This is a genomic window from Novosphingobium arvoryzae (genome assembly GCF_014652615.1).
Lineage (GTDB): Bacteria > Pseudomonadota > Alphaproteobacteria > Sphingomonadales > Sphingomonadaceae > Novosphingobium > Novosphingobium arvoryzae.
The window spans coordinates 153,595-177,150 of sequence record NZ_BMZD01000002.1; the positions used below are offsets into that span (position 1 = coordinate 153,595).

Sequence of the window (23,556 nt, forward strand, 5' to 3'; positions counted from 1 at the left end):
CAGCAATGCCGGCCCCATTTGCGTTTGCGGCGCGGCTCCGGCAGCACCCCAAACTCTACCATTTGTTACAAAATCGCTTGCCTCGCCCCCGCGCTCCCGCGATATTGCGGGCCAAGGTGCCGTTCAGCGCACACGGGAGAGAATGATGCAGGATTTCGCGGGCCAGCTGGCCTTCATCACCGGCGGCGCATCGGGCGCGGGGTTTGGTCAGGCGCAGGTGTTCGGGCGGGCGGGCTGCCGGATCGTGATTGCCGATATCCGCGCCGAAGCCGTTGAAAAGGCTCGCGCAGCGCTGGCCGCCGAAGGCATCGAGGTCCAAGGCATCGCCCTCGACATCACCGACCGCGCCGCTTACGCCGCTGCTGCGGACGAAGTGGAGCGCGTGTTCGGGCAGGCCCCCACCCTGTTGTTCAACACGGCGGGTGTGAACAACTTCGGGCCGATCGAGAACACCACCTATGGCGATTTCGACTGGCTGATCGGCGTGAATCTGGGCGGCGTGGTCAACGGGATGGTCACCTTCGTGCCGCGCATGATCGCCAGCGGCAAGCCGTGCCACGTGGTCACCGTCGCCTCGCTCGGCGGGTTCACCGGCTCGGCGCTGGCCGGGCCGTACTCGGCGGCCAAGGCGGCAGTGATCAACCTGATGGAAGGCTACCGGCAGGGTCTTGAAAAGTATGGCATCGGTGTGTCGGTCGTCTGCCCGGCCAATATCAAGTCGAACATCGCGGAGGCCACCCTCACCCGCCCCGCTGCGCTGGGGGCAAGCGGCTATGTCGAAGGCCCGGAAGCGATTGCCTCGCTCCAGTCGATCTACCAGCACGGGATGGAGCCCGAAGTGCTGGCCGCCCACGTGATGCAGGGCATCCGCGACAACGCGCTCTACATCATCCCCTACCCCGAAACGAAGGACATGCTGGACCAGCATTTCCAGGCGATCCTGGCCTCGATCCCGCCGCTGGAAACGGATCCCGAAGGCGCGGAAAAGCGGGTCAAGGCGCTGATGGAATGGGCTGCTGGCGGGGCGCAAGTGTTCACCCAGCCCAAGGGTTAGTCCCGCACGAACAGGCTCGCCAGCTCGACATGGGTTGACCAGCGGAACTGCCCCACCGGGCGCAGCTGCGCGAGGCGATAGCCGTTCTCGATCAGCAAGGCCCCGTCCCGCGCCCAGCTGGACGGGTTGCAGCTGATATAGACGATCCGCGCGACGCTGCTGTCCGCCAGCCGCTCCACCTGCTCGCGCGCGCCCGCGCGCGGCGGGTCGAGCACGACGCCGCCAAAGCGGTTGAGTTCATCCACCAGCAGCGGGTTGCGGAACAGGTCGCGGTGCAGCGCGTGGACCGGCAATTGCAGCCGCACCGCCGCCGTCTTGCACGCCAGGTGCGCGTCGCGCGCGGCTTCCACCGCCAGCACTTTCGCGCCCTGCCCGGCCAGCGCAAAGGCAAATGTCCCCAGCCCCGCGAACAGGTCCGCCACCGCGCCGCAGCCGTCCAGCCATTCGCAGGCGGCGGCGACCAGCGCCTGTTCGCCGTCCAGCGTGGCCTGCAGGAACGATCCCGGCGGGAACGGCACGCTGACGCCGCCCAGTGCGACCGTCACCGGCTCCGGCTCCCACACGGCTTCCGGGCCATAGCCCGCATCCAGCACCAGCCGCGCCAGGGCGTGATCGCGCGCGAAATCGAGCAAGGCCTCGGTCGCGGCCAGCCCTTCGACTTTCAGCCCCTTGATGCCGATGTCCAGCCCCTGCTCGGTCATCGCCAGTTCGACGTCGGCGGCCAGCTTGGCGTGGACGTGCTTGCCGCCGGGTGCGCGCTTGCTGCCCTTGGCCGGGCCAGCGGCCTGTCCCAGCTTGATCAGCAGCTTGCGCAAATGCGGCAGGATCGCCACGAATTCCGGCACCAGCACCGGGCATTCGGTGAGTTCCACCAGCCGGTGCGACTTCGCCTCGCGGTAGCCGATCACGACCCGCCCTTGCGAGCTTTCCGCCCGCAGCGAGGCGCGGCGGCGCGAGTGCGGCGGGGACAGGTGCGGCAGCGCGATCGATTCCGCGCCGAGCCCTTGCGAGGTCGAGGCATTGGCCACCCGCGCCTCGACAAAGTCGGCCAGCGATGGCTCGTCCAACTGTTGCAGCTGGCACCCGCCGCAGCGGCCAAAGTGCTTGCACACGGGGGCCACGTGGTGTGGTCCCGGCTCAAGTGTGCCATCGGGCAGCAGCAAGTCGCCCGGCGCGGCGCCCCACGCGAAACGGCCCGATGCGGTTACGCCATCGCCCTTGGCGGCGATGCGGATGATTTCTTCTGGCTGGTCAGTCACAGCTCGCCGCGTAGGCGCTGCGGATCGCGGCGGCAAGCATTCCCGCCGTAAACGCGGGTGGACAGCGCCGCGCGGCCTCCCCATGCAGCCACACGCCCTGGCACGCGGCAGTGAAGGGATCGGCGCCGTTGGCGAGGCGGCTGGCAATGGTTCCGGCCAGCACATCGCCCGTCCCGGCGGTGGAGAGCCAGCTCGATGCGCGCGGCGATAGCGCCAGTCGGCCATCCGGCGCGGCAATCACGGTATCGGCCCCCTTGGCGACAATCACCATGCCGCTCGCCCGTGCCAGATCGCGCGCCCGGTCCAACTTGCTCCCCCCGGCATCGCAGCCGAACGCCCGCTCCAGCGCGGCAAGTTCGCCCTCGTGCGGGGTGGCGATCAGCGGCGCGGTCCGCTCTGCCAGCAGGCGCGGGGCCAGCAGGACCAGCGCATCGGCATCCAGCACGGCCGGGATGTTTTCCGCCACGGCCAGCGTCAGCCGCTCGCGCGCCGTGGCATCGCGGCCCAGACCGGGACCGACCAGCACCGCGTTGATCCGGGTATCGAGCAGGGCATTGGCCAGCGGCTGCGCATCGGTGACCAGATCGTCCGGCGCGGGGACATCGCCCAGCAGCTTGACGTAGCCTGCCCCCGCCCCTTGCGCCGCACTGGCCGCCAGCAGCGCCGCGCCCCGCATCGCCCCGCCGATTATCGCCAGCAAGCCGCGCCGATACTTGTGCGCGTCGGCATCCGGGGCGTGCAGCCGGGGGCGCTCGATCAGCATGGCAGCATTCGCCGCCGGGCCGATCCCGATGGGCACCAGCCGCAGCGCCCCCATCTGCGCACAGGCAGGCATCAGGAAATGCGCGGGCTTCCACGCGCCCAGCGCCACGGTCAAGTCATAGGCCGGCAGACCGGGGCCAAGTGGCTGGCCGGTATCGCTGTCCACCCCGCTCGGCAGATCGACCGCGACGCGATAGGGATGGCTGGCGGCAAGCTGGGCCAGCAAGGCCGTGTGTTCGGGGGAAAGCGCGCGGGTCAGCCCCGTGCCGAACAGGCAATCCACCAGCACTTCGCCGCTGGCGCCGCCATCCGGCCCGGTCACTTCGCCATGATAGAACCCGCGGGCGGTGCGCGCCACAGCGGTTCCGGGTTCGCTTGCGGCGATCACCCGCACCGCGCCGCCGCGCTCCAGCAGCGCCTGCGCGATCACATAGCCATCGCCGCCGTTGTTGCCGGGGCCGCACAGCACGGTAACCGCGCGCCCGCCGCTGATCCGCCAGACCCATTCCGCCGCGCCGCGCCCGGCGGTCTGCATCAGCGCATCGACGCTCGTCCCGGCATCCATCAGCTCCTCTTCCGCGCGGCGCATCTGCGCGGCGGTGAGGATCTGGTTACTGGGCAGCAGCATCGGCCTCGGCCGGGATGACATAGCGGTCCGGGCCAAGGATCACCTCGTAACGGCCCTCCTTCAGCGCGGATTGCGTCTGATCGGCCCCATCGGCGGCGAGCAGGTTCTGCCCATCCTCGCTCACTTCCAGACGGCGGAACGCGCCGTCCGGGTGGCGCACGATAAACACCTGCGCCCCTTCGACCACGCTGCGGTCGAGCTGGCATTCCGCCTTGAAATCCCGCGCTCCGCCCAGCGAGCACAGCACCGTCTCGCCCTTGGGCAACAGCTCATCGCCGCCCGCCTGGCCGCAGGCCGATGCCGCCAGCGCCAGCAGGATCGCCGCGCTGCGCCGCATCACTTGCCCTTCAGCTGCGACAGGTCGCGCACCGCGCCGCGCGCGGCGCTGGTGGTCATCGCGGCATAGGCTTGCAGCGCGGTCGAGACCTTGCGCGGGCGCTCCTTGGCCGGCTGCCAGCCCTTCGCGTCCTGCGCGGCGCGGCGGCGGGCCAGTTCATCCTCGGACACGGCGAGGTGGATGGTCCGCCCCGGAATGTCGATTTCGATCACGTCGCCATTCTCGACCAACCCGATGGTGCCACCTTCCGCCGCTTCGGGCGAAACGTGGCCGATCGACAGGCCGGACGTGCCGCCCGAAAAGCGCCCGTCGGTCAGCAGCGCGCAGGCAGCCCCCAGCCCCTTCGACTTCAGGTAGCTGGTGGGATAGAGCATTTCCTGCATGCCGGGGCCGCCCTTCGGCCCTTCATAGCGGATCACCACCACGTCACCGGCCACGACCTGCCCGGTCAGGATCGCGGTGACGGCGGCGTCCTGGCTTTCATAGACCTTGGCCGGGCCGGTGAACTTCAGGATCTTGTCGTCCACGCCCGCCGTCTTCACGATGCAGCCGTCGAGCGCGATATTGCCCGACAGCACGGCCAGCCCGCCGTCTTTGCTGAAAGCGTGTTCGGCGCTGCGGATCACGCCGTTCTGGCGATCGAGGTCCAGTTCCTCCCACCGGCGGTTCTGGCTGAACGCGACTTGCGTGGGCACCCCGCCCGGCGCCGCCTTGAAGAAGTGCTGCACGGCGGGATCGTTGGTGCGGCAAATGTCCCACTGGTTCAGCGCATCGCCCATCGTCGGCGCGTGCACCGTCGGCAGATCGGTGTGGAGCAGCCCGGCGCGGTCCAGTTCGCCCAGGATCGCCGGGATGCCGCCTGCGCGGTGCACGTCTTCCATGTGCACGTCGCTCTTGGCCGGGGCGACCTTGGACAGGCACGGCACCTTGCGGCTCAGCCGGTCGATGTCGGCCATGGTGAAATCCACCCCGGCTTCGTGCGCGGCGGCCAGCAGGTGCAGCACGGTGTTGGTTGACCCGCCCATCGCGATGTCCAGGCTCATGGCGTTTTCGAACGCCTTGAAGCTGGCAATGGCGCGCGGCAGGACCGATGCGTCGTCCTGCTCGTAATAGCGGCGGCACAGCTCCACCGCCAGGCGCCCCGCGCGCAGGAACAGCTCCTTGCGGTCGGCATGGGTGGCCAGCTGCGAGCCGTTGCCCGGCAGCGAGAGGCCCAGCGCCTCGGTCAGGCAGTTCATCGAATTAGCGGTGAACATCCCGCTGCACGACCCACAAGTGGGGCAGGCCGAACGTTCGATCTTGGCCACGTCCTCGTCGCTGACCTTGTCATCGGCGGCGGCAACCATCGCGTCGACGAGGTCCAGCGCGACTTCCTTGCCGTTCAGGATGACCTTGCCCGCTTCCATCGGCCCGCCAGACACGAACACCACCGGAATGTTGATCCGCAGCGCGGCCATCAGCATCCCGGGCGTGATCTTGTCGCAGTTGGAAATGCACACCATCGCATCGGCGCAGTGGGCATTGACCATGTATTCCACGCTGTCGGCGATCAGATCGCGGCTGGGCAGCGAATAGAGCATCCCGTCGTGGCCCATCGCGATGCCGTCATCGACCGCGATGGTGTTGAATTCCTTGGCAACGCCGCCCGCCGCCTCGATCTCGCGGGCGACCATCTGGCCGAGGTCCTTGAGGTGGACGTGGCCCGGCACGAACTGGGTGAACGAGTTTACCACCGCGATGATCGGCTTGCCGAAATCGCTGTCCTTCATCCCCGTCGCGCGCCACAGCCCGCGCGCCCCCGCCATGTTGCGGCCGTGGGTAGAGGTTCTGGAACGATAGGCAGGCATGGGTGGGGCTCCGGTAACGGCGAATGCTTCGCCCCGGCCCTACACCGCTAGTCGCCCAGCTTCAACGCCACATCATTACAAATTCGGCCCAGCAGGCTCGCCCAAAATTGCTGGCCTGCCGCGTCCGCGATCTGATCCTGCCGGATCTCGATCCCCAGATAGGGTCGCCCCTCGGCTTCGGCATGGCGGTTCATCGTCGCGTTGAGCAGCTTGCCGGAATAGGGTTCCTGATCGCCCACCACCAGTCCTTCGGCTGCCAGCAGCGGTATCGCGATCCGCGCGGCGCGGTCGTCCTGGTTATAGAGCACCCCCACCTGCCAGGGGCGCGGCTGGTCGCTGGTGGCCAGCTGCGGGGTGAAGGAATGCAGCGACAGGATCAGCGCGGGCGGCTTGTCATCCAGCACGGCGGCAAGCGCGGCGTGATAGGGGCGAAAGAACCGGTCCAGCCGCGCCTTGTGGCCCGCATGATCCAGCGCGTTGCCGGGAATCGCGTGGCCATCGCTGGCCACCGGAATGACGGCGGGGGCGTGTTCCTCGCGGTTGAAATCGCACACCAGCCGGCTCACTCCGCCCTGAAAGGCGGCGATGCCGGGGCGCTCCGCCATCAGCGCGCCGACTTCGGCCACGCCGATGTCGATGGCGATGTGCTGGTCCAGCAGCGCGGGGTCGATCCCCAGTTCGATGTCGGCGGGAACATGGCTGCTGGCGTGGTCCGACACCACCAGAATGCCGCCAAAGCGTGGGTTGCCAATCAGGCGGAAGGCTTCGCTCACCGCAGCTTCCCCAGCAATTGCCACCAGCCGGGCTGGCTGCGCGCGATCTGTGCCGCCGCAGCTTCCGCAGCACCGTAATCCTCATAAAGCGCAAAGCAGGTCGCACCCGATCCCGACATCCGCGCGATCAGCGGCGCGGTGGCGCGCAAGGCCGCCAGCACATCGCCGATCACCGGACACAGCGCCAGCGCGGGCGGTTCCAGATCGTTGCGTCCGGTCAGGGTGATGGTGCGCACATCACCCGTCGGCAGGGGGCCGCGATCCTGCCCGTCCCAGGCCTTGAACACCGGCCCGGTGCTGAGTGGCACGCGCGGGTTGACCAGCAGGCAGGCCATGCCCGCCAGATCGTTGTCGACCGGCTCCAGCTCCGTCCCGGTGCCAAGGCCAATGCACGCGCGGGACAGCACGCAAGCCGGCACATCCGCCCCCAGCGCGGCGGCGCGAGCGGGCCAGTCGGCGGGCAGGCCGTGGCTGCGCTCGACCATCCGGAACACCGCGCCCGCATCCGCGGAGCCACCGCCCAGCCCGGCGGCGACCGGCAGGCGCTTGTCCAGCGTCACCGCCCAGCCCGGCCCATGCGGCAGCGCCGACAGCGCCCGTGCCACGATATTACCGAACGGATCGTCCAGCGCCCCGCCAAACTCGCCCACCACGCGCAGGTCATCGCGCGCGGCGGGAACGGCGCTCAGTTCATCCCCCGCATCGACGAAGGCGAACAGCGTTTCCAGCTCATGATACCCATCCTCGCGCCGCCGCCGAACGTGCAGCGCGAGGTTGATCTTGGCATAGGCGGTTTCAATCATGCTTCCTCCCCGGCACGGGGAGGGGGAGGAAGATTGGCCATCACATATTCGGGTAGTTCGGGCCGCCGCCGCCTTCGGGCGTGACCCAGTTGATGTTCTGGGTCATGTCCTTGATATCGCAGGTCTTGCAGTGGACGCAGTTCTGGGCGTTGATCTGCAGGCGCGGGTTGCCTTCCTCGACGCCCAGGAACTCATAGACCCCCGCCGGGCAATAGCGCGCTTCCGGCCCGGCATAGTGCTTCAGGTTGACCTCGACCGGGATCGCCGGGTCCTTCAGCTGCAGGTGGCAGGGCTGGTCTTCTTCATGGTTGGTGAAGGACAGCGCGACCGAGGACAGGCGATCGAAGCTGATCACGCCATCCGGCTTGGGATAGTTGATCGGCTGATACAGGTCCGCGCGGCCAATCGCCTCGCAGTCGCGGTGGTGCTTCATCGGCTTCCACACGCCGAACCCGAACAGGGTGCGCAGCCACATGTCCGCGCCCGCCAGGATCGTGCCGAGGTCCCCGCCCCACTTCGCCACCAGCGGCTCTGCGTTCTGGACGAGCTTCAGTTCCTTGGCGATCCAGCTGTCGCGCACGGCGGCATCGTATTCGCTCATCGAATCGTTGGCGCGGCCTGCGGCAATCGCGGCGGCAATGGATTCAGCGGCGAGCATCCCGCTCTTCATCGCGGTGTGGCTGCCCTTGATGCGCGGCACGTTGACGAAGCCGGCCGAGCACCCGATCAGCGCGCCACCGGGGAAGTCCAGCTTGGGCACCGATTGCCAGCCGCCCTCGTTGATCGCGCGCGCACCATACGACACGCGGCGGCCACCTTCCAGAATCGCACGGATTTCCGGGTGCTGCTTCCAGCGCTGGAATTCCTCGAACGGGAAGACATAGGGATTCTTGTAATCGAGCGCGGTCACGAAGCCGAGCGCGACCTGGTTGTTGGCCTGATGGTACAGGAACCCGCCGCCCCAGCTGTCGCTTTCCGACAGCGGCCAGCCCTGGGTGTGGATCACGCGGCCCGGCACGTGCTTGGCCGGGTCGATGTCCCACAGTTCCTTGATGCCGATGCCGTAAACCTGCGGCTCGCAATCCGCTTCAAGGTCATAGCGGGCCTTGAGCTGCTTGGTCAGGTGGCCGCGCGCCCCTTCGGCGAACAGGGTGTACTTGGCGTGCAGTTCCATGCCGGGCTGGTATTCGCCCTTGTGGCTGCCGTCCTTGGCCACGCCCATGTCCTGCGTGGCAACGCCCTTGACCGAGCCGTCCTCGTTATAAAGCACTTCGCTGGCCGGGAAGCCGGGGAAGATTTCCACGCCCAGTTCCTCGGCCTTGCCCGCCAGCCAGCGGCACAGGTTGCCCAGGCTGCCGGTGTAGTTGCCGTCGTTCGACATGAACGGGGGCATCGGCCAGTGTGGAATGGGGATGTGCTTGCCCTTGGTCAGCACCCAGTGCCAGTTGTCGGTCACCGGGGTTTCCGCCATCGGGCAGCCATCGGTGCGCCAGTCGGGCAGCAGTTCATCCAGCGCCTTGGGATCGACCACCGCGCCCGACAGGATGTGCGCGCCGACTTCCGAGCCTTTTTCCAGGATGCATACCGAAAGATCGGCGTTCAGCTGCTTCAACCGGATCGCCGCGCCGAGGCCGGCCGGACCGCCCCCAACGATGACGACGTCATATGGCATCGATTCGCGTTCGCTCATGGCGGATTCCGTCCCCTGCAATATCTGCCTGTATCTGCGGAAAGCCTTGATTGCTGCGATGCGGCAGGTCAAGACCGCAATGTGGATGCAATGACACATTCTGACGCCCCCGATGGCCTGACGCCCCAGCAGTTCGCAGCCGTGCTGGACTGGTGGCGCGATGCCGGGGTGGACCTGGAATTCGTCGATACCGCGCGTGACTGGCTGGCCCGGCCCGATGCTGCCGCTACGGCAGGCAACGCTCCGCAATTCGTGGCGCCCCAGCCGCCCCCGCCCCCGCCCGCGCCAAAGATCGGCGGCGACGGGGCAGACCTGCCCGCGACCCTGGCCGAATTCGCGCAGTGGTGGCTGACCGAACCTTCGCTCGACGGCGGCCAGGTGTTTGACCGCGTCCCGCCGCGCGGACCGGCCGGGGCAGAGTTGATGGTGCTGGTCGACCATCCCGAGCCGGGCGATTCGGCGCGCCTGCTGGACGGGCCGCAAGGCGCGCTGCTGGATGCGATCCTGACCAGCTTCGGCATTGCCCCGGACGCCGCCTATGTCGCCAGCTGCCTGCCGCGCCACATGCCGATGCCCGATTGGGCCGCGCTGGCAGAGGCCGGGCTTGGCCGGATCGTGGCCCATCACGTCAATCTGGCCGCCCCCAGACGCCTGATCGTGCTGGGTCCGCACATCTCGTCGCTGCTGGGCCACGACCCGGCGAAAAGCGCTAATCCTTTACCGCGATTTAACCATGAGGGGGGGAATCTTGCGGTATTGGTAGCGCCGGGGCTAATGCGCCTGTCCGGCCGACCACGCGACAAGGCCGGCCTGTGGAACGCCTGGCTCGACTGGACGGGGTAATTCGGGACGTGACATTGCGGGCGAACGCACGACTTCTGGGGATGGCGCTGGCCAGTGCTGCCGCCCTGCTGCCGGTTGCCGCGCAGGCCAACAGCGCGGCGGTCGATTACTTCCGCAGCCGCGCCAATCGCTCCGCCGTGCCCAGCCTGCTGACGCAGGACGAGCGCACCTATTACCAGGACCTGTTCGCCGCGATCGACAAGGCCGACTGGGCCAAAGTGCAAGCGTTGTTCGAGCAAAAGGCCGATGGCCCGCTGCACCAGGTTGCCCGCGCGGAATACTTCCTGGCCCCCACTTCACCCAAGATCGAGGCCGGACCGCTGAGCGAATGGCTGGCGCGCGGCACCGACCTGCCGCAAGCGACGCAGATCGCCGCGCTGGCGGCCAAGCGCGGCGTGGCTGAACTGCCCGCGCTGCCGTCCGCCAACCGGCTGGTGTCGATGCCCAACCGGGCCAAGCGCATCCGCCCGCGCGAAGTGAACGATGGCACGATGCCCGCCGCGGTTTCCGCCGGCATCCAGGCCAGGATCAAGGCCGACGATCCCGCCGGGGCCAAGGCGCTGCTCGACGGGATCGACACCCAGCTCTCGCTTGAAACGCGGGCCGAATGGCGCGCCAAGGTGGCGTGGAGTTTCTACATCGAGAATGACGACGCCAATGCCTATGCGCTGGCGCAGACCGCCGCCGATGGCAGCGGCCCGTGGGTGGCCGAAGGGTTGTGGACAGCCGGCCTCGCCGCATGGCGCCTGAACGACTGCGCCGGGGCCGCCGACGCGTTTGAGCGCACCGCCCGCAGCTCTGACAATGCCGAACTCACCGCCGCCGCGCATTTCTGGCATTCCCGCGCGCTGGTGCGCTGCCGCCAGCCGGAACGCGCCGCCGCCCCGCTGAAGATCGCGGCGCGGATGGACGAAACGCTCTATGGCATGCTCGCCGCCGAACAGCTCGGCATGAAGCTGCCCGAAACCCACACCGCGCCCGACTTCACGCAGGCCGACTGGCAGAAACTGCGCGACGTGCCGAACATCCGCGTTGCCGTGGGGCTGGCCGAAGTGGGCCGCGACGGGCTGGCGGACGAAGTGCTGCGCCATCAGGCACGGATCGGATCGTCCGCGCAGTATCAGCCGCTTTCGCGCCTCGCGCGCGATCTGGGGCTGCCCTCGACCCAGTTGTGGATGGCCTACAACGCGCCTGCCGGGGGCAAGGCCGAACCCGCCGCGCGCTTCCCCACGCCCAAGTGGACGCCGACCACCGGGTGGAACGTCGATCCGGCGCTGGTCTATGCCCACGCGCTGCAGGAATCGATCTTCCGCACCGCCGTGACCAGCCCAGCCGGAGCCAAGGGGCTGATGCAGATCATGCCCGCCGCCGCGCGCGACCATGCCGCCGCGCTGGGCGTGTCGGGATCGTCCACCGATCTGGCCAAGCCGGAAGTGAACCTGGCGTTTGGCCAGCGCCACCTGCAACGCCTGAAGGACAGCCCCGCCACGCAGGGGCTGCTGCCCAAGGTCATGGCCGCCTACAACGCGGGCCTTGTCCCGGTCAGCCGCTGGCAGACCGAAATCCGTGATCAGGGCGATCCGCTGCTGTGGATCGAAAGCGTCCCCTATTGGGAGACGCGCGGCTACGTGAACATCGTGATGCGCAATTACTGGATGTATGAACGGCAGGCCGGCGGCCCGTCGGAAAGCCGGATGGCGCTGGCGCAAGGGTTGTGGCCCACCTTCCCCGGCCTGACCGGATCGGAAGCGGTGCGGCTGTCGGCCAGTGGCACGGTGCTGCGCACGCGGTGATGCCACGCCGCGCTTGCGGCAATGTTCTATTTATGTTCTAACTTGGGGATGATTCCCCACCCCATCCACGGGCGCGGTGCGCAGTCAGCCGCAGTGCCGCAACGCTTTGGCCTGTCCGCGCGCGAGGCGGATGGGGACTGGCTCGACGCGCAGGGTGGCGTGGACGGCCCCGCGCCCAAGCTGCGCACCACCGTGACGGAGGAACGCGCGCGCTCGATCCTCAGCTTCAACCGCTCGCCCGACATTCCGTTTGACCGCAGCATCAACGCCTATCGCGGGTGCGAACATGGCTGCGTCTATTGCTATGCCCGCCCCAGCCACGCCTTTCACGACCTGTCGCCGGGGCTGGATTTCGAAACGAAGCTGTTCGCCAAGCCCGATGCCGCCCGGCTGCTGCGCGCGGCGCTGGCAAAACCCGGCTACAAGCCCGCCCCGATCGCGATGGGGACCAACACCGATCCCTATCAGCCGATCGAGGCGCGTTACCGCCTGACCCGCGCCGTGCTGGAAGTGTGCCTGGAAACGCGCCACCCGGTCACGATCACCACCAAGAGCGTGCGGGTGCTGCGCGATCTGGAACTGCTGACCCAGCTGGCGCGGCTGAACCTGACGGCGGTCAGCATCTCGGTCACCAGTCTCGACCCGCGCCTGTCCGGCCTGCTGGAACCGCGCGCCTCGGCCCCGGCCAAGCGGCTGGACGCGCTGGCGCAACTGGCCGCAGCGGGGGTTCCGGCGCACGTTTCGGTCGCCCCGGTGATCCCGGCGATCACGGATGCATACATCGAAGGCATCCTCGAAGCCGCTGCCGCGCGGGGCGTGCAGACCGCCAGCTGGATCATGCTGCGCCTGCCCCACGAAGTCGCGCCGCTGTTCCGCGAATGGCTCGGCGTCCACTACCCCGACCGCGCGGGCAAGGTCATGGCCATCGTCCAGTCGGTGCGCGGGGGCAAGGACAACGACAGCCGCTTTTGCGAACGAATGAAGCCACGGGGCGTCTGGGCCGACGTGTTCCGCACCCGCTTTCGCCTCGCCTGCCAGCGGCTGGGGCTCAACCGCGATCAACCCGCGCTGGATTGCACGCGGTTCGTGCGGCCGGAACCGGGCGGGCAATTGCGGTTGTTTTGACTGACTACGGCCCCCGGCAACTCGTCACCCTGAACTTGTTTCAGGGTCCATCTCTCCGCCTGCACGGACAGTGCGGACCGAGAAATGGATGCTGAAACAAGTTCAGCATGACGGTTGGATAAAGCGAAACCTGATTGCCCTACCCCCGAAACCGGATCAGCCGGCTGTCCGCCAGAGCCGCCGTGCGATGCGGCACGATGTCGCGGATATATTCCTCGTTCTTGACCATGGCCATGAACAGGCCGCTGTTCGGGTATCCCATCACGAAGGCCTCGTCCCATTCGCCCGCCGGGCCGGTGACGGTGCATTCCATCGGCGCTTCCCACACCATCGCCGCGCCATCGTTCGCGACCACGCGCTGGAACCCTTCCTTGTAGATCGCGTAAGCCTCACGCCCGGTCAGTCCCTTGCCGTGCAGGGGATGCCCTTCCGGGTATTCGGCCAACTCGCGAAACTTGATCAGGTTGAGCATGTGGATCGGCGTGTCGCGCGGCAGGTCCTTGAAGGCCTGCCAGTTCGCGCGGTCGGGATCGATATAGGCGGTCATAAGGCTCCCTCGTCATTGCGAGCGACCGAAGGTCGCGCGGCAATCCAGCGCGATCCAAGCACGCCCTGGATTGCTTCGCTTCGCTCGCAATGACGAACGAAGCATTCGGGCGTTACGCGTCGGCCAGCTTGTAGTCCCGGAACCGGTCGCGCAGGTCCTTCTTGCTGATCTTGCCGGTGCCGGTGTGGGGAATGTCGTCCACGAACTCCACCGCGTCGGGCAGCCACCACTTGGCGACGTGCTGCGCCAGGTAATTGCGGATCTCCTCGGCAGTGGCGTCCACCCCGGCCTTTTTCACCACCACCAGAATCGGGCGCTCGTCCCACTTGGGGTGATAGATGCCGATCGCGGCGGCTTCCGCCACGGCGGGGTGGCCGACAGCGGCGTTTTCCAGCTCGACCGAGCTGATCCATTCGCCGCCGGACTTGATCACGTCCTTGGTCCGGTCGGTCAGTTGCAGGGTGCCGTCCGGGTGGATCACCGCGACGTCGCCGGTGTCGAACCACTGCTCGGCGTCGGTCGCGTCCTTGTCCGCCTTGAAGTAGCGCTTGATCACCCACGGCCCGCGCACCTGCAGCGCGCCAGAGGTCTTGCCATCGCGCGGCAGGACTTCGCCGGGACCATCCAGGCTGACGCAGCGCAGTTCCACGCCGAAGGGCACGCGGCCCTGCATCTGCTTGATGTCGACCTGCTGCTCGAATGGCAGATCGTCCCAGTCGTGGGTCTTGGCGCCGGTGGTGCCGATCGGGCTGGTTTCGGTCATGCCCCAGGCGTGGGCCACGTTGACGCCCGCCTTCATCAACCGCTCGATCATGAAGCGCGGCGCGGCGGAACCGCCGATGATCGCATGGCGCAGCGTCGGCAGGCTCGCGCCCGTCGCGTCCATGTGCTGGAACATCGAGAGCCACACCGTCGGCACCCCGGCCGAGTGCGTCACTCGTTCGCGGTTCATCAGCTCGGTCAGCACGGCCGCATCGTTGACGGCGGAGAACACGAACTTGATGCCAGCAGCCGCCCCGCCCCACGGCAGGCCCCAGCTGGCCGCGTGGAACATCGGCACCACCGGCAGCATGACCGAGCGCGCATCGAAATCAAAGATCGCCGGCTGCAGCCCGGTGATCGCGTGCAGGAACGTGCTGCGATGCTGATAGAGCACGCCCTTGGGATTGCCGGTGGTGCCGCTGGTATAGCACAGCATGCACGGATCGCGTTCGTCCCCGGTGGCCCAGGTGGTCTGGCCATCCTCGCCCCCGATCCAGTCCTCGAACTGGCCATCGTCATAGCAGATGTAGTGGCGGATGGTGGTCCAGCGCGGCTTCATCCGGTCGATGATCGGCTGGAACGCCTTGTCATAGAGCAGGACCTGGTCCTCGGCGTGGTTGGCGATGTATTCCAGCTGGTCGTCGAACAGGCGCGGGTTGATGGTGTGCAGCACCCCGCCCACGCCCACCGCGCCATACCAGGACACCAGGTGGCGGCTGTGGTTCATTGCCAGCGTGGCGATCCGGTCACCCACCTGCACGCCCAGCTTGCGCAGCGCCTGCGTCATGCGCAGCGCATCGTGGCGGATCCCGGCCCAGGTCGTGCGCGATTCGCTGCCGTCGGCCCAGCGCGTCACGATCTCCCGCGTGCCGTGTTCACGCGCGGCGTGATCGATGATGTGCGTGACCCGAAGGTCGAAATCCTGCATCGCTCCCAGCATTCTCTACTCCCATGTGCGCTTGCCCGCAGGCCCGGCGCGGTTCGTCCGCGCTCGCCCCGTGGCAAGGTGTGTTCGATCAGGCGACCAGCCGCAAGTGGCTTGCCCCGCGCCGCGCCGTCAGCGACACATTGGCAATCCCTTCGATGCTTGCCAAGCGTTCTGCAAGCTCGCCATCCAGCTGAAAGTCCGTACCCAGCCGGAAGGTGGGCTGTTCTTCCTGTCCGGTGATCAGCCGCGCGATCACTTCGCCGCGCCCGCTGGCCCCGCGCACCAGCAGCATGGCCAGTTCCTGCAATGCGTCGATCCGGGCGATATCCAGCCGCAGGACCATGCTCGATGCGCTCTTGACCTCGCTCAGCGGGCGGGCGCCGCGCACGGTCACGCGCGGGGGTTCGTCCGGGCTGGGCGCGTCAAGCTCGACGTTGAGCAGGATGCACGTGCCCTCGCGCGCCCATTGCAGCATCGGTTCGACCAGCGATTCCTCGAAACAGGCGGCGCTGAACTGGCCGGAACTGTCGGAGAAATCGGCGCGGACAAAGTCGTTGCCCTTGCGCGTCTTGCCCTTGCTGACGCTTTCCACCATCGCCGCCATCACCGCGGCGGATCGCCCGCCGGCAACGCCGGATTCCATCAGGCTGGCATAAGACCGCGCGCCATTGGCCGAGGCCACCGCGCGCCACTGTTCCACGGGATGCGCGGCGAAATAGAAGCCGAAGTTCTCGCGCTCCTTCGCCATCTGCTCGGACCGGCTCCACGCCTCTGTCTCGACCAGCCGCAGCGATGGCGCGGCGTGATCCTCGCCGCCGAACAGCCCCGCCTGTCCGCTGCTGCGGGTCCGCTCCGCCTCGTCCGCGACGGCCAGAAGCATGTCGGCATTGGCCAGCACCTTGGCGCGGTTCGGCTCAAGGCTGTCAAACGCCCCGGCGGCGGCCAGCCCTTCCAGCTGGCGGCGGTTCATGCTGCCACTGGGCACGCGGCGGAACAGGTCTTCAAGGCTGCTGAACCAGCCGTGCGCCTCACGCTCCGCCACGATCGCGTCCATTGCCTTTTCGCCGACGTTGCGGATACCCGCCAGCGCATAGCGCACCGCATGGCCATCGTCGGTCCGCTCCACGGTGAATTCCGCCTCGGACCGGTTGATATCCGGCCCGGCCAGCGCCAGTCCCGCCCGGCGCATGTCATCCACGAACACCGCCAGCTTTTCCGACTGGTGCATATCGAAGCACATCGCAGCGGCATAGAATTCGTGCGGATAGTGCGTCTTCATCCACGCCGTCTGATAGGCCAGCAGCGCGTAGGCGGCAGCGTGGCTCTTGTTGAAGCCATAGCCCGCGAACTTGTCGATCAAGTCGAACAGCTCGTTCGCCTTGGCCTTGTCGATCCCGGACACCTCGCGGCAGCCATCGACGAAGCGCTGGCGCTGCGCGTCCATTTCGGCCTGGACCTTCTTGCCCATCGCGCGGCGCAGCAAGTCTGCATCGCCCAGCGAATAACCCGCAAGGATCTGCGCGGCCTGCATCACCTGTTCCTGGTAGACGAAGATCCCGTACGTCTCGCTCAGGATCCCTTCCAGCTTGGGGTGCGGGTATTCAATGCTTTCCAGCCCGTTCTTGCGCCGCCCGAACAGCGGGATGTTGTCCATCGGCCCCGGTCGATAGAGCGAGACGAGCGCGATGATGTCGCCAAAGTTGGTCGGTTTCACCGCCGCCAGCGTGCGGCGCATCCCTTCGGATTCCAGCTGGAACACGCCCACGGTGTCGCCGCGTTGCAGCAGCTCGTAGACTTGCGCGTCATCCCACGGCAGCGCGTCGAGCTGGATGTCGATCTCGCGCCGCTTCAGCAGGTCGGTCGCCTTGCGCAGCACCGACAGGGTTTTCAGGCCCAGAAAGTCGAACTTGATGAGGCCCGTGTCCTCGACATATTTCATGTCGAACTGGGTCACCGGCATGTCGGAGCGCGGATCGCGGTAGAGCGGGATCAGCTGCTCCAGCGGCCGGTCACCGATCACCACGCCCGCCGCGTGAGTGGAACTGTTGCGCGGCATCCCCTCCAGCTGGATCGCCAGATCGATCAGCCGCTTCACATCGGGATCGTTGTCGTATTCGCGCTTGAACTCGGCCATGCCGTTCAGCGTGCGCGGGACGGTCCACTGGTCGGTCGGATGGTTGGGCACCATCTTGCACAGCCGGTCGACCTGGCCATAGCTCATCTGCAGGATGCGCCCGCAGTCGCGCAGCACCGCGCGGGCCTTGAGTTTGCCGAAGGTGATGATCTGCGCCACCCGGTCCGCGCCGTATTTCTGCTGGACGTAACGGATCACCTCGCCGCGCCGGGTTTCGCAGAAGTCGATATCGAAGTCCGGCATCGAGACGCGTTCTGGGTTGAGGAAGCGTTCGAACAGCAGGCCCAGCCGGATCGGGTCGAGGTCGGTGATCAGCAACGCCCACGCCACCAGCGAGCCCGCGCCCGAACCGCGCCCCGGCCCCACCGGAATGCCGTTGTCCTTGGCCCACTTGATGAAGTCGGCCACGATCAGGAAGTACCCGCAGAACCCCATGCGGGTGATGATGCCGACTTCGAAATCCAGCCGGTCGAAATAGACCTGCCGCTCCTCGGTCGAAAGCTCGCCATAAGGGGCCAGCCGTCGTTCCAGACCGGCGCGGGCATGCTCGGCCATCATCGCGGCCTCGCCTTCCTTGTCGCCCGCGAGGCTGGGCAGCAGCGCCTTGCGCTTCGGCGGCGAGAACGCGCAGCGCTGGGCGATGACCAGCGTGTTGGCGGTGGCTTCCGGCAGGTCCGCGAACAATTCGGCCATCGTCTCGGCCGGTTTCACCCAGTTTTCGGACATGGAGCGCGGCCGCTCCGCCGCGTCGACATGGGTCGAATTGGCAATGCAAAGCATCGCATCGTGCGCGGCGTGGAATCCGGCTTCCGCAAACTGCGCCGGGTTGGTGGCGACCAGCGGCAGATTGCGGGCATAGGCAAGGTCGATCAGCGCCTCTTCCGAAGCCTCCTCAACCGCCTCGCCGCGCCGGACGATCTCGATGTAAAGCCGCCCCGGAAACAGTACTTCCAGCTTTTCGGCATAGGCCTCGGCCCGCTCGTGCCGCCCCTCGGCCAGCAGCCGCGCCAGTGCGCCCTCCCCGCCGCCGGTCAACGCGATCAGCCCGTCGCTGTGGCCAGCGAAATCGGCCAGCGTGACGTGCGGGTCCAGTTCCAGCGGGCGGTCCAGGTGCGCGCGGCTGACCAGCCGGCACAGGTTCAGCCAGCCCGCGTCGTTCTGCACGATCAGCCCCAGCCAGTCGATCGGCCCGCCGCTTTCGCGCTGCACCGCCAGATAGGTGCCGACCAGCGGCTGGATGCCCGCATCCTTGCAGGCCGAGGCAAACGCCATCGCGCCGTACAGCCCGTTGCGATCGGTCATCGCGATGGCGGGAAAGCCGCGCTCCTTGGCCAGCTTGGCGATCGCCTTGGGATCGATCGCGCCGTCCAGCATCGAGTAGCTGGAAAAGACGCGCAAGGGGACAAAGGGAGCGTAGGCCATCGCGGCAGCCTAGGCCGCAATCGACGATTCGGGCAGTGCCGCCGCGCCGCTTTTTCCCCAGCGTTTCAGAGCAACGCTTCGATGTCCCGTTCCAGCGCTTCGGGCTTGTCGGTCGGGGCATAGCGGCGCACCACCTTGCCGTCGCGGTCGATCAGGAACTTGGTGAAGTTCCACTTGACCGACTTCGTCCCCATCAGCCCCGGCGCTTCGGCCTTGAGCCAGTCATACAGCGGATCGGCCTTGTCGCCGTTGACGTCGATCTTGGCCATCAGCGGGAAGGTGACGTCGTACTTCAGGCTGCAGAAGTTGGCGATTTCCTCGGCATTGCCGGGTTCCTGCGCGCCGAACTGGTTGCAGGGAAAGGCGATGACTTCAAAGCCGCGCTCCGCATACTTGCGATAGAGCGCTTCCAGCCCTTCATACTGCGGGGTGAAGCCGCACTTGCTGGCGGTGTTGACGATCAGCAGCACCTTGCCCGCCTTTTCCGACAGGTCGAGCGTTTCCCCGCCCGGCAGCTTAGCCTTGAAATCGGCAATCGTCTTCATTCCAGCACTCCCTCATGCAGCCGCACCACCCGGTCCATCGACCGCGCCAGCCGTTCGTTATGGGTCGCGACCAGCGCCGCGCTGCCTTCATCACGCACGAGTTTCAGAAACTCGGCAAGCACTTTGTCGGCGGTCGCCTCGTCGAGGTTGCCGGTCGGCTCGTCCGCCAGCACCAGCGCGGGCTTGTTGGCCAGCGCGCGGGCAACGGCGACGCGCTGCTGCTCACCGCCCGACAGCTGGCTCGGCCGGTGGTCCAGCCGCTGCCCCAGCCCCAGCGCGCCCAGCAATTCGCGCGCCCGGTCCTGCGCGGCGGCGAGCGGCTTGTCGGCCACCAGCTGCGGCAGGACGACGTTTTCCAGCGCGGTGAAATCGGGCAGCAGGTGATGGAACTGATAGACGAACCCCACCCGGTCGCGCCGCAGCGCGGTGCGCGCATCGCCATCGAGCGCGGAGGCATCGGTCCCGGCAATGTCGATCCGCCCGCCAAAGCCGCCTTCCAGCAGCCCGACGGCTTGCAGCAGGGTCGACTTGCCCGACCCCGACGGCCCCAACAGCGCGACGATCTCTCCGGGCTGGACCGCAAGGTTGACGCCGCGCAGCACGTCGATCCGCACCCCGCCCTGTTCGAAGCTGCGGGTCAGGTTCGTCAGCTGGACAACGGGATCATTCATAACGCAGCACCTGCACGGGATCGGTGCTCGCCGCCTTGAACGCGGGGTAGAGCGTGGCGAGGAAGCTGAACAGCAGCGCCATGATGCAGATGATGGCGATCTCCACCGGGTCGGAGCGGCTGGGCAGCTCGGTCAGGAACCGGATCGAAGGGTCCCACAGGTTCTGCCCGGTGACGAACTCCACCGCGCGCACCACCGACTGGCGGAAATAGAGGAAGATGAAGCCCAGCCCCAGCCCGGTGAACGTCCCCAGCGCGCCGATCAGGAAGCCCGCCGTCACGAAGATCTTCAGCAGGCTGCGCCGCGATGCGCCCATCGTGCGCAGGATCGCGATGTCGCGGGTCTTGGCCCGCACGAGCATGATCAGCGACGAGAGAATGTTGAACACTGCGACCAGCACGATGATCGAAAGGACGACGAACATCGCCACCCGCTCCACCGCCAGCGCCTCGAACAGGCTGGCGTTGATCGTCTTCCAGTCGGTCACCACGGCCCGCCCCGCCAGCTTCTGCGCCACGGGGGCAAGGATTTCGGACACGCGGTCCGGGTCGGTCACCTGCACTTCGATCATGCCGACGCTGTCGCCCGCCAGCAGGAGCGTCTGCGCATCACGCATCGGCATGACGACGAAGCGCTCGTCGAAATCATAGACCCCGATCTCGAAGATCGCGGCCACTTCATAGGCAATTTCGCGCGGAACCGTGCCGAATGGGGTGGAGCGGCCCTGCGGGTTGATGATGGTGATCGAATCGCCCACCCGCAGCCCCAGGTTCTGCGCCAGCTGCGATCCCACGGCGACCTTGCCCGCATCGGCCTGGAGCGGGGAAAGCGCGCCCGCGATCACTTTCGGCCCCAGCCGCTGAATGTCCTCCTGCGTGTTGCCACGCGCGAACACCGCCTCGACCCGGCCGTTGAAGCTGCCCAGCAGGGGCTGCTCGATCAGCGGGGATGCGCTGGTGACTTCGGGCGTGGCCTTTACGTCGGCCAGCACTTCGCGCCAGTTATCCAGCCGCCCGCCATAGGCCTGAACGATGGCATGGCCGTTCAGGCCGACGATCTTGTCGAACAGTTCGGCGCGAAAGCCGTTCATCACGCTCATCACGATGACCAGCGCCGCCACGCCCAGCGCCACCGCGACCAGGCTGATGCCGGCGACCAGCGCAATGAAGGCCTCGCCCCGTCCGGGCAGCATGTAACGCTTGGCAATCGTCCATTCGAAAGGGGTCAGGATCAAGCTTCGGTCCCGTCAGGTTGGCCCGGCGCGCGGGGCAGGACCGAGGATTTAGGGGGATCGGCCGCGCAGGGCAATGCCCCCCTTGTTTCCGGCCTTGGTTCCGGAGCACTCGTTTCCAGCGGCCTTGCTTTCCCCCGCCCTTGCTTTCCCTCACCCTTGCTTTCCAACGCGCATGGGGCCAAAGCGGCGCCAGCACTGGCCGGGCGAATCCTCATGAACGTGACACACCCCTTTTTCGACGCGGATGGCGACAAGCTCCGCGAGGAATGCGGCATTTTCGGCGTCATTGGCGCGCGTGATGCGGCGGCAATGACGGCGCTGGGGCTCCACGCGCTCCAGCATCGCGGGCAGGAAGCCTGCGGCATCGTCAGCCTTGATGGCCGCGAATTCTATGCGCACCGGGGCATCGGCCACGTCGCGCAGGTCTTTTCCGACAACGGCATCTTCGAACAATTGCCCGGCTCGGTCGCATCGGGCCACGTGCGCTATTCCACCACTGGCGGATCGGGGCTGCGCAACATCCAGCCGCTGTTCGCCGATCTGGCGGCGGGCGGCTTTTCCATCGCGCACAATGGCAACATCTCCAACGCGATGACGCTGAAGCGCGAACTGGTGTCCAAGGGTTCGATCTTCCAGTCGACGTCGGACACCGAAGTCATCATCCACCTGATCGCGACCAGCCGATTCCACAAGCTGCTGGACCGCTTCGTCGATGCGCTGCGCATGATCGAAGGGGCCTATTCGCTGATCTGCATGACGCCCAAGCGCCTGATCGCCTGCCGCGACCCGCTGGGCATCCGCCCGCTGGTGATGGGCCGGATCGGCGATGCCACCGTGTTCGCCAGCGAATCGGTTGCGCTCGATGTGGTCGGCGCGGAATTCGTGCGCGAGGTCGAACCCGGCGAAATCGTCGAAGTGCGCACCGATGGCCGGATCACCAGCCACCGCCCGTTCGGCGAAACCTCTGCCCGGCCCTGCATTTTCGAGCACGTCTATTTCAGCCGCCCGGATTCGGTCATGGGTGGCAATTCCGTCTATGAAGTGCGCCGCCAGATCGGCGCGGAACTGGCGATCGAGGCCCCGGTCGAGGCGGACCTGGTGGTCCCCGTGCCGGACAGCGGCGTGCCCGCGGCGATCGGGTATGCCCAGCAGAGCGGCATTCCCTTTGGCCTGGGAATCATCCGTTCGCACTATGTCGGGCGCACTTTCATCCAGCCGTCGGACGGCGCGCGCCACGCCGATGTAAAGCGCAAGCACAACGCCAACCGCGCGCTGGTGGAAGGCAAGCGGATCGTGCTGATCGACGATTCGATCGTGCGCGGCACGACCTCGATGAAGATCGTGCAGATGATGCGCGACGCGGGCGCGGCCGAAGTGCACATGCGCATTGCCAGCCCGCCCACGGTGCACAGCTGCTTCTATGGCGTCGATACGCCGGAACGCTCCAAGCTGCTGGCCGCGCGGATGAACATCGCGGAAATGACGCAGTTCATCCATGCCGACAGCCTGGCCTTCGTCTCCATCGACGGTCTGTATCGCGCGGTCGGGGAAAGGCAGCGTTCTGCCGCCTGCCCGCAGCATTGCGACGCCTGCTTCACCGGGGACTATCCCACCAGCCTGACCGACCTGGCCGAGCGTGACAACGCTGCCGACCAGCTGACCCTGCCGGTCGGACAGGTCGCATGACCGATCTGGCCGGACAAGTCGCGCTCGTCACCGGGGCGAGCGGAGGGATCGGTGCGGCCACGGCCGAGGCGCTGGCTGCGGCAGGCGCGCACGTGGTGCTGACCGGCCGCGATACCCGCGCGCTGGAAGCGGTCGAGGAGCGGATTTTCGCCGCCGGCGGCCATGCCACCATCGCGCCGGTCGACCTGGCCGAAGCGGACGGGATTGCCCGGCTGGCGCAGGCCATTGCCGGGCGCTGGAGCGCACTCGACATCCTGGTGCACTGCGCCGCCACCCTGCCCCAGCTGACCCCGGTCACCGCGATCGACCAGTCCACCCTGTCCAAGGCGCTGACGATCAACGTCCTCGCCACGCAGGCCCTGATCGCGCAGTTCGATCCGCTGCTGCGCAAGGCCGCCGATCCGCGGTTCCTGTACCTGACCACCAGCGTCGCCACCGCCCCGCGCGCGTTCTGGGGGGCCTATGCCGCCAGCAAGGCCGCCGCCGAAACGCTGGTCGATTGCTATGCGCAGGAAGTGCGCAATGCCGGCAAGGTGCGCGTGGGCATCATCGATCCGGGCGCGACCCGCACGGCGATGCGCGCCAAGGCCTATCCGGGCGAAGATCCGCAGACGGTGAAGCTGCCGTCGGTCGTGGCGGAGCGGATGGTAACCCTGCTTGGTGAACAATTCGCCAGCCCGCACCGCGAACGGGTTAACCAGTCTTCATAAATT

General features: G+C 67.3%; 19 protein-coding genes. 6 read left to right on the forward strand and 13 right to left on the reverse strand.

What is annotated here, in order from left to right:
- Positions 1-145: 145 nt before the first annotated feature.
- The gene (locus tag IE113_RS04010; protein ID WP_189539140.1) at positions 146-1,054 is read left to right on the forward strand and encodes an SDR family NAD(P)-dependent oxidoreductase; all 909 of its coding nucleotides are present in this window, start codon (positions 146-148) and stop codon (positions 1,052-1,054) included.
- On the opposite strand, the gene IE113_RS04015 is transcribed toward IE113_RS04010, so the two are convergent.
- The 7 genes from IE113_RS04015 to IE113_RS04045 are packed head-to-tail and all read right to left on the reverse strand — an operon-like array spanning position 1,051 to position 9,153.
- The gene (locus tag IE113_RS04015) at positions 1,051-2,313 is read right to left on the reverse strand and encodes a class I SAM-dependent RNA methyltransferase (RefSeq protein ID WP_229822137.1); all 1,263 of its coding nucleotides are present in this window, start codon (positions 2,311-2,313) and stop codon (positions 1,051-1,053) included. The two genes, IE113_RS04010 and IE113_RS04015, sit on opposite strands and share 4 nt — an antisense overlap.
- On the reverse strand, positions 2,306-3,703 hold the full coding sequence (locus tag IE113_RS04020) for an NAD(P)H-hydrate dehydratase (RefSeq protein WP_189539142.1): 1,398 nt from the start codon (positions 3,701-3,703) through the stop codon (positions 2,306-2,308). The genes IE113_RS04015 and IE113_RS04020 overlap by 8 nt, the downstream gene beginning before the upstream one ends.
- Positions 3,687-4,040 carry a hypothetical protein gene (locus tag IE113_RS04025; protein ID WP_189539143.1) on the reverse strand — a complete coding sequence of 118 codons (354 nt, stop codon included), beginning with the start codon at positions 4,038-4,040 and terminating at the stop codon, positions 3,687-3,689. Before IE113_RS04025 ends, IE113_RS04020 begins: the two co-directional genes overlap by 17 nt.
- Positions 4,040-5,887 carry a dihydroxy-acid dehydratase gene (gene ilvD, locus IE113_RS04030; RefSeq protein ID WP_189539144.1) on the reverse strand — a complete coding sequence of 616 codons (1,848 nt, stop codon included), beginning with the start codon at positions 5,885-5,887 and terminating at the stop codon, positions 4,040-4,042. The genes IE113_RS04025 and ilvD overlap by 1 nt, the downstream gene beginning before the upstream one ends.
- A gap of 47 nt (positions 5,888-5,934) precedes the next feature.
- Entirely contained in the window at positions 5,935-6,660 is a 726-nt protein-coding gene (locus IE113_RS04035) for an N-formylglutamate amidohydrolase (RefSeq protein WP_189539145.1), read from the reverse strand.
- Entirely contained in the window at positions 6,657-7,463 is an 807-nt protein-coding gene (locus IE113_RS04040; protein ID WP_189539146.1) for a 4-(cytidine 5'-diphospho)-2-C-methyl-D-erythritol kinase, read from the reverse strand. Before IE113_RS04040 ends, IE113_RS04035 begins: the two co-directional genes overlap by 4 nt.
- Positions 7,464-7,503: 40 nt before the next feature.
- Entirely contained in the window at positions 7,504-9,153 is a 1,650-nt protein-coding gene (locus tag IE113_RS04045; protein ID WP_189539147.1) for an electron transfer flavoprotein-ubiquinone oxidoreductase, read from the reverse strand.
- Positions 9,154-9,243: 90 nt separating this feature from the next.
- Here IE113_RS04045 and IE113_RS04050 point away from each other — a divergent pair, with 90 nt between their 5' ends.
- Genes IE113_RS04050 through IE113_RS04060 form a run of 3 tightly spaced genes read left to right on the forward strand, consistent with a single transcriptional unit; the run spans position 9,244 to position 12,914 of the window.
- On the forward strand, positions 9,244-9,996 hold the full coding sequence (locus IE113_RS04050) for a uracil-DNA glycosylase family protein (RefSeq protein ID WP_189539148.1): 753 nt from the start codon (positions 9,244-9,246) through the stop codon (positions 9,994-9,996).
- 41 nt (positions 9,997-10,037) lie between these two features.
- The gene (locus IE113_RS04055) at positions 10,038-11,789 is read left to right on the forward strand and encodes a lytic transglycosylase domain-containing protein (RefSeq protein WP_189539623.1); all 1,752 of its coding nucleotides are present in this window, start codon (positions 10,038-10,040) and stop codon (positions 11,787-11,789) included.
- Positions 11,790-11,837: 48 nt separating this feature from the next.
- The gene (locus tag IE113_RS04060) at positions 11,838-12,914 is read left to right on the forward strand and encodes a PA0069 family radical SAM protein (protein ID WP_189539149.1); all 1,077 of its coding nucleotides are present in this window, start codon (positions 11,838-11,840) and stop codon (positions 12,912-12,914) included.
- 139 nt (positions 12,915-13,053) lie between these two features.
- Here IE113_RS04060 and IE113_RS04065 read toward each other — a convergent pair whose 3' ends face one another.
- The 6 genes from IE113_RS04065 to IE113_RS04090 all read right to left on the reverse strand — a co-directional run bounded on the left by IE113_RS04065 (position 13,054) and on the right by IE113_RS04090 (position 21,157).
- Entirely contained in the window at positions 13,054-13,461 is a 408-nt protein-coding gene (locus IE113_RS04065) for a DUF1330 domain-containing protein (RefSeq protein WP_189539150.1), read from the reverse strand.
- A gap of 112 nt (positions 13,462-13,573) precedes the next feature.
- On the reverse strand, positions 13,574-15,163 hold the full coding sequence (locus IE113_RS04070) for a long-chain fatty acid--CoA ligase (protein ID WP_189539151.1): 1,590 nt from the start codon (positions 15,161-15,163) through the stop codon (positions 13,574-13,576).
- A gap of 76 nt (positions 15,164-15,239) precedes the next feature.
- Positions 15,240-18,707, reverse strand: a complete 3,468-nt coding sequence (gene dnaE, locus IE113_RS04075; protein WP_189539152.1) for a DNA polymerase III subunit alpha — start codon at positions 18,705-18,707, stop codon at positions 15,240-15,242.
- A gap of 65 nt (positions 18,708-18,772) precedes the next feature.
- On the reverse strand, positions 18,773-19,252 hold the full coding sequence (locus IE113_RS04080) for a glutathione peroxidase (protein WP_189539153.1): 480 nt from the start codon (positions 19,250-19,252) through the stop codon (positions 18,773-18,775).
- Positions 19,249-19,923: an ABC transporter ATP-binding protein gene (locus IE113_RS04085; protein ID WP_189539154.1), complete on the reverse strand. Its 675-nt coding sequence runs from the start codon at positions 19,921-19,923 to the stop codon at positions 19,249-19,251. The genes IE113_RS04080 and IE113_RS04085 overlap by 4 nt, the downstream gene beginning before the upstream one ends.
- Complete coding sequence (locus IE113_RS04090; RefSeq protein ID WP_189539155.1) at positions 19,916-21,157, reverse strand: lipoprotein-releasing ABC transporter permease subunit; 1,242 nt, start codon at positions 21,155-21,157, stop codon at positions 19,916-19,918. The genes IE113_RS04085 and IE113_RS04090 overlap by 8 nt, the downstream gene beginning before the upstream one ends.
- 213 nt (positions 21,158-21,370) lie before the next feature.
- On the opposite strand from IE113_RS04090, the gene purF reads away from it, so the two are divergent.
- Both purF and IE113_RS04100 read left to right on the forward strand, forming a co-directional pair.
- On the forward strand, positions 21,371-22,843 hold the full coding sequence (gene purF, locus IE113_RS04095) for an amidophosphoribosyltransferase (RefSeq protein ID WP_189539156.1): 1,473 nt from the start codon (positions 21,371-21,373) through the stop codon (positions 22,841-22,843).
- The gene (locus tag IE113_RS04100; protein WP_189539157.1) at positions 22,840-23,553 is read left to right on the forward strand and encodes an SDR family NAD(P)-dependent oxidoreductase; all 714 of its coding nucleotides are present in this window, start codon (positions 22,840-22,842) and stop codon (positions 23,551-23,553) included. The genes purF and IE113_RS04100 overlap by 4 nt, the downstream gene beginning before the upstream one ends.
- The last annotated feature ends 3 nt before the right edge of the window (positions 23,554-23,556 follow it).

Bases quoted from the DNA above. Each gene is read 5' to 3' on its own strand.
- IE113_RS04010 (WP_189539140.1), top strand. From the start codon at position 146: ATGCAGGATTTCGCGGGCCAGCTGGCCTTCATCACCGGCGGCGCATCG.
- IE113_RS04020 (WP_189539142.1), bottom strand. From the start codon at position 3,703: ATGCTGCTGCCCAGTAACCAGATCCTCACCGCCGCGCAGATGCGCCGC.
- IE113_RS04025 (WP_189539143.1), bottom strand. From the start codon at position 4,040: ATGCGGCGCAGCGCGGCGATCCTGCTGGCGCTGGCGGCATCGGCCTGC.
- ilvD (WP_189539144.1), bottom strand. From the start codon at position 5,887: ATGCCTGCCTATCGTTCCAGAACCTCTACCCACGGCCGCAACATGGCG.
- IE113_RS04040 (WP_189539146.1), bottom strand. From the start codon at position 7,463: ATGATTGAAACCGCCTATGCCAAGATCAACCTCGCGCTGCACGTTCGG.
- IE113_RS04045 (WP_189539147.1), bottom strand. From the start codon at position 9,153: ATGAGCGAACGCGAATCGATGCCATATGACGTCGTCATCGTTGGGGGC.
- IE113_RS04050 (WP_189539148.1), top strand. From the start codon at position 9,244: ATGACACATTCTGACGCCCCCGATGGCCTGACGCCCCAGCAGTTCGCA.
- IE113_RS04055 (WP_189539623.1), top strand. From the start codon at position 10,038: ATGGCGCTGGCCAGTGCTGCCGCCCTGCTGCCGGTTGCCGCGCAGGCC.
- IE113_RS04060 (WP_189539149.1), top strand. From the start codon at position 11,838: ATGATTCCCCACCCCATCCACGGGCGCGGTGCGCAGTCAGCCGCAGTG.
- IE113_RS04065 (WP_189539150.1), bottom strand. From the start codon at position 13,461: ATGACCGCCTATATCGATCCCGACCGCGCGAACTGGCAGGCCTTCAAG.
- IE113_RS04070 (WP_189539151.1), bottom strand. From the start codon at position 15,163: ATGCTGGGAGCGATGCAGGATTTCGACCTTCGGGTCACGCACATCATC.
- dnaE (WP_189539152.1), bottom strand. From the start codon at position 18,707: ATGGCCTACGCTCCCTTTGTCCCCTTGCGCGTCTTTTCCAGCTACTCG.
- IE113_RS04080 (WP_189539153.1), bottom strand. From the start codon at position 19,252: ATGAAGACGATTGCCGATTTCAAGGCTAAGCTGCCGGGCGGGGAAACG.
- IE113_RS04085 (WP_189539154.1), bottom strand. From the start codon at position 19,923: ATGAATGATCCCGTTGTCCAGCTGACGAACCTGACCCGCAGCTTCGAA.
- purF (WP_189539156.1), top strand. From the start codon at position 21,371: ATGAACGTGACACACCCCTTTTTCGACGCGGATGGCGACAAGCTCCGC.
- IE113_RS04100 (WP_189539157.1), top strand. From the start codon at position 22,840: ATGACCGATCTGGCCGGACAAGTCGCGCTCGTCACCGGGGCGAGCGGA.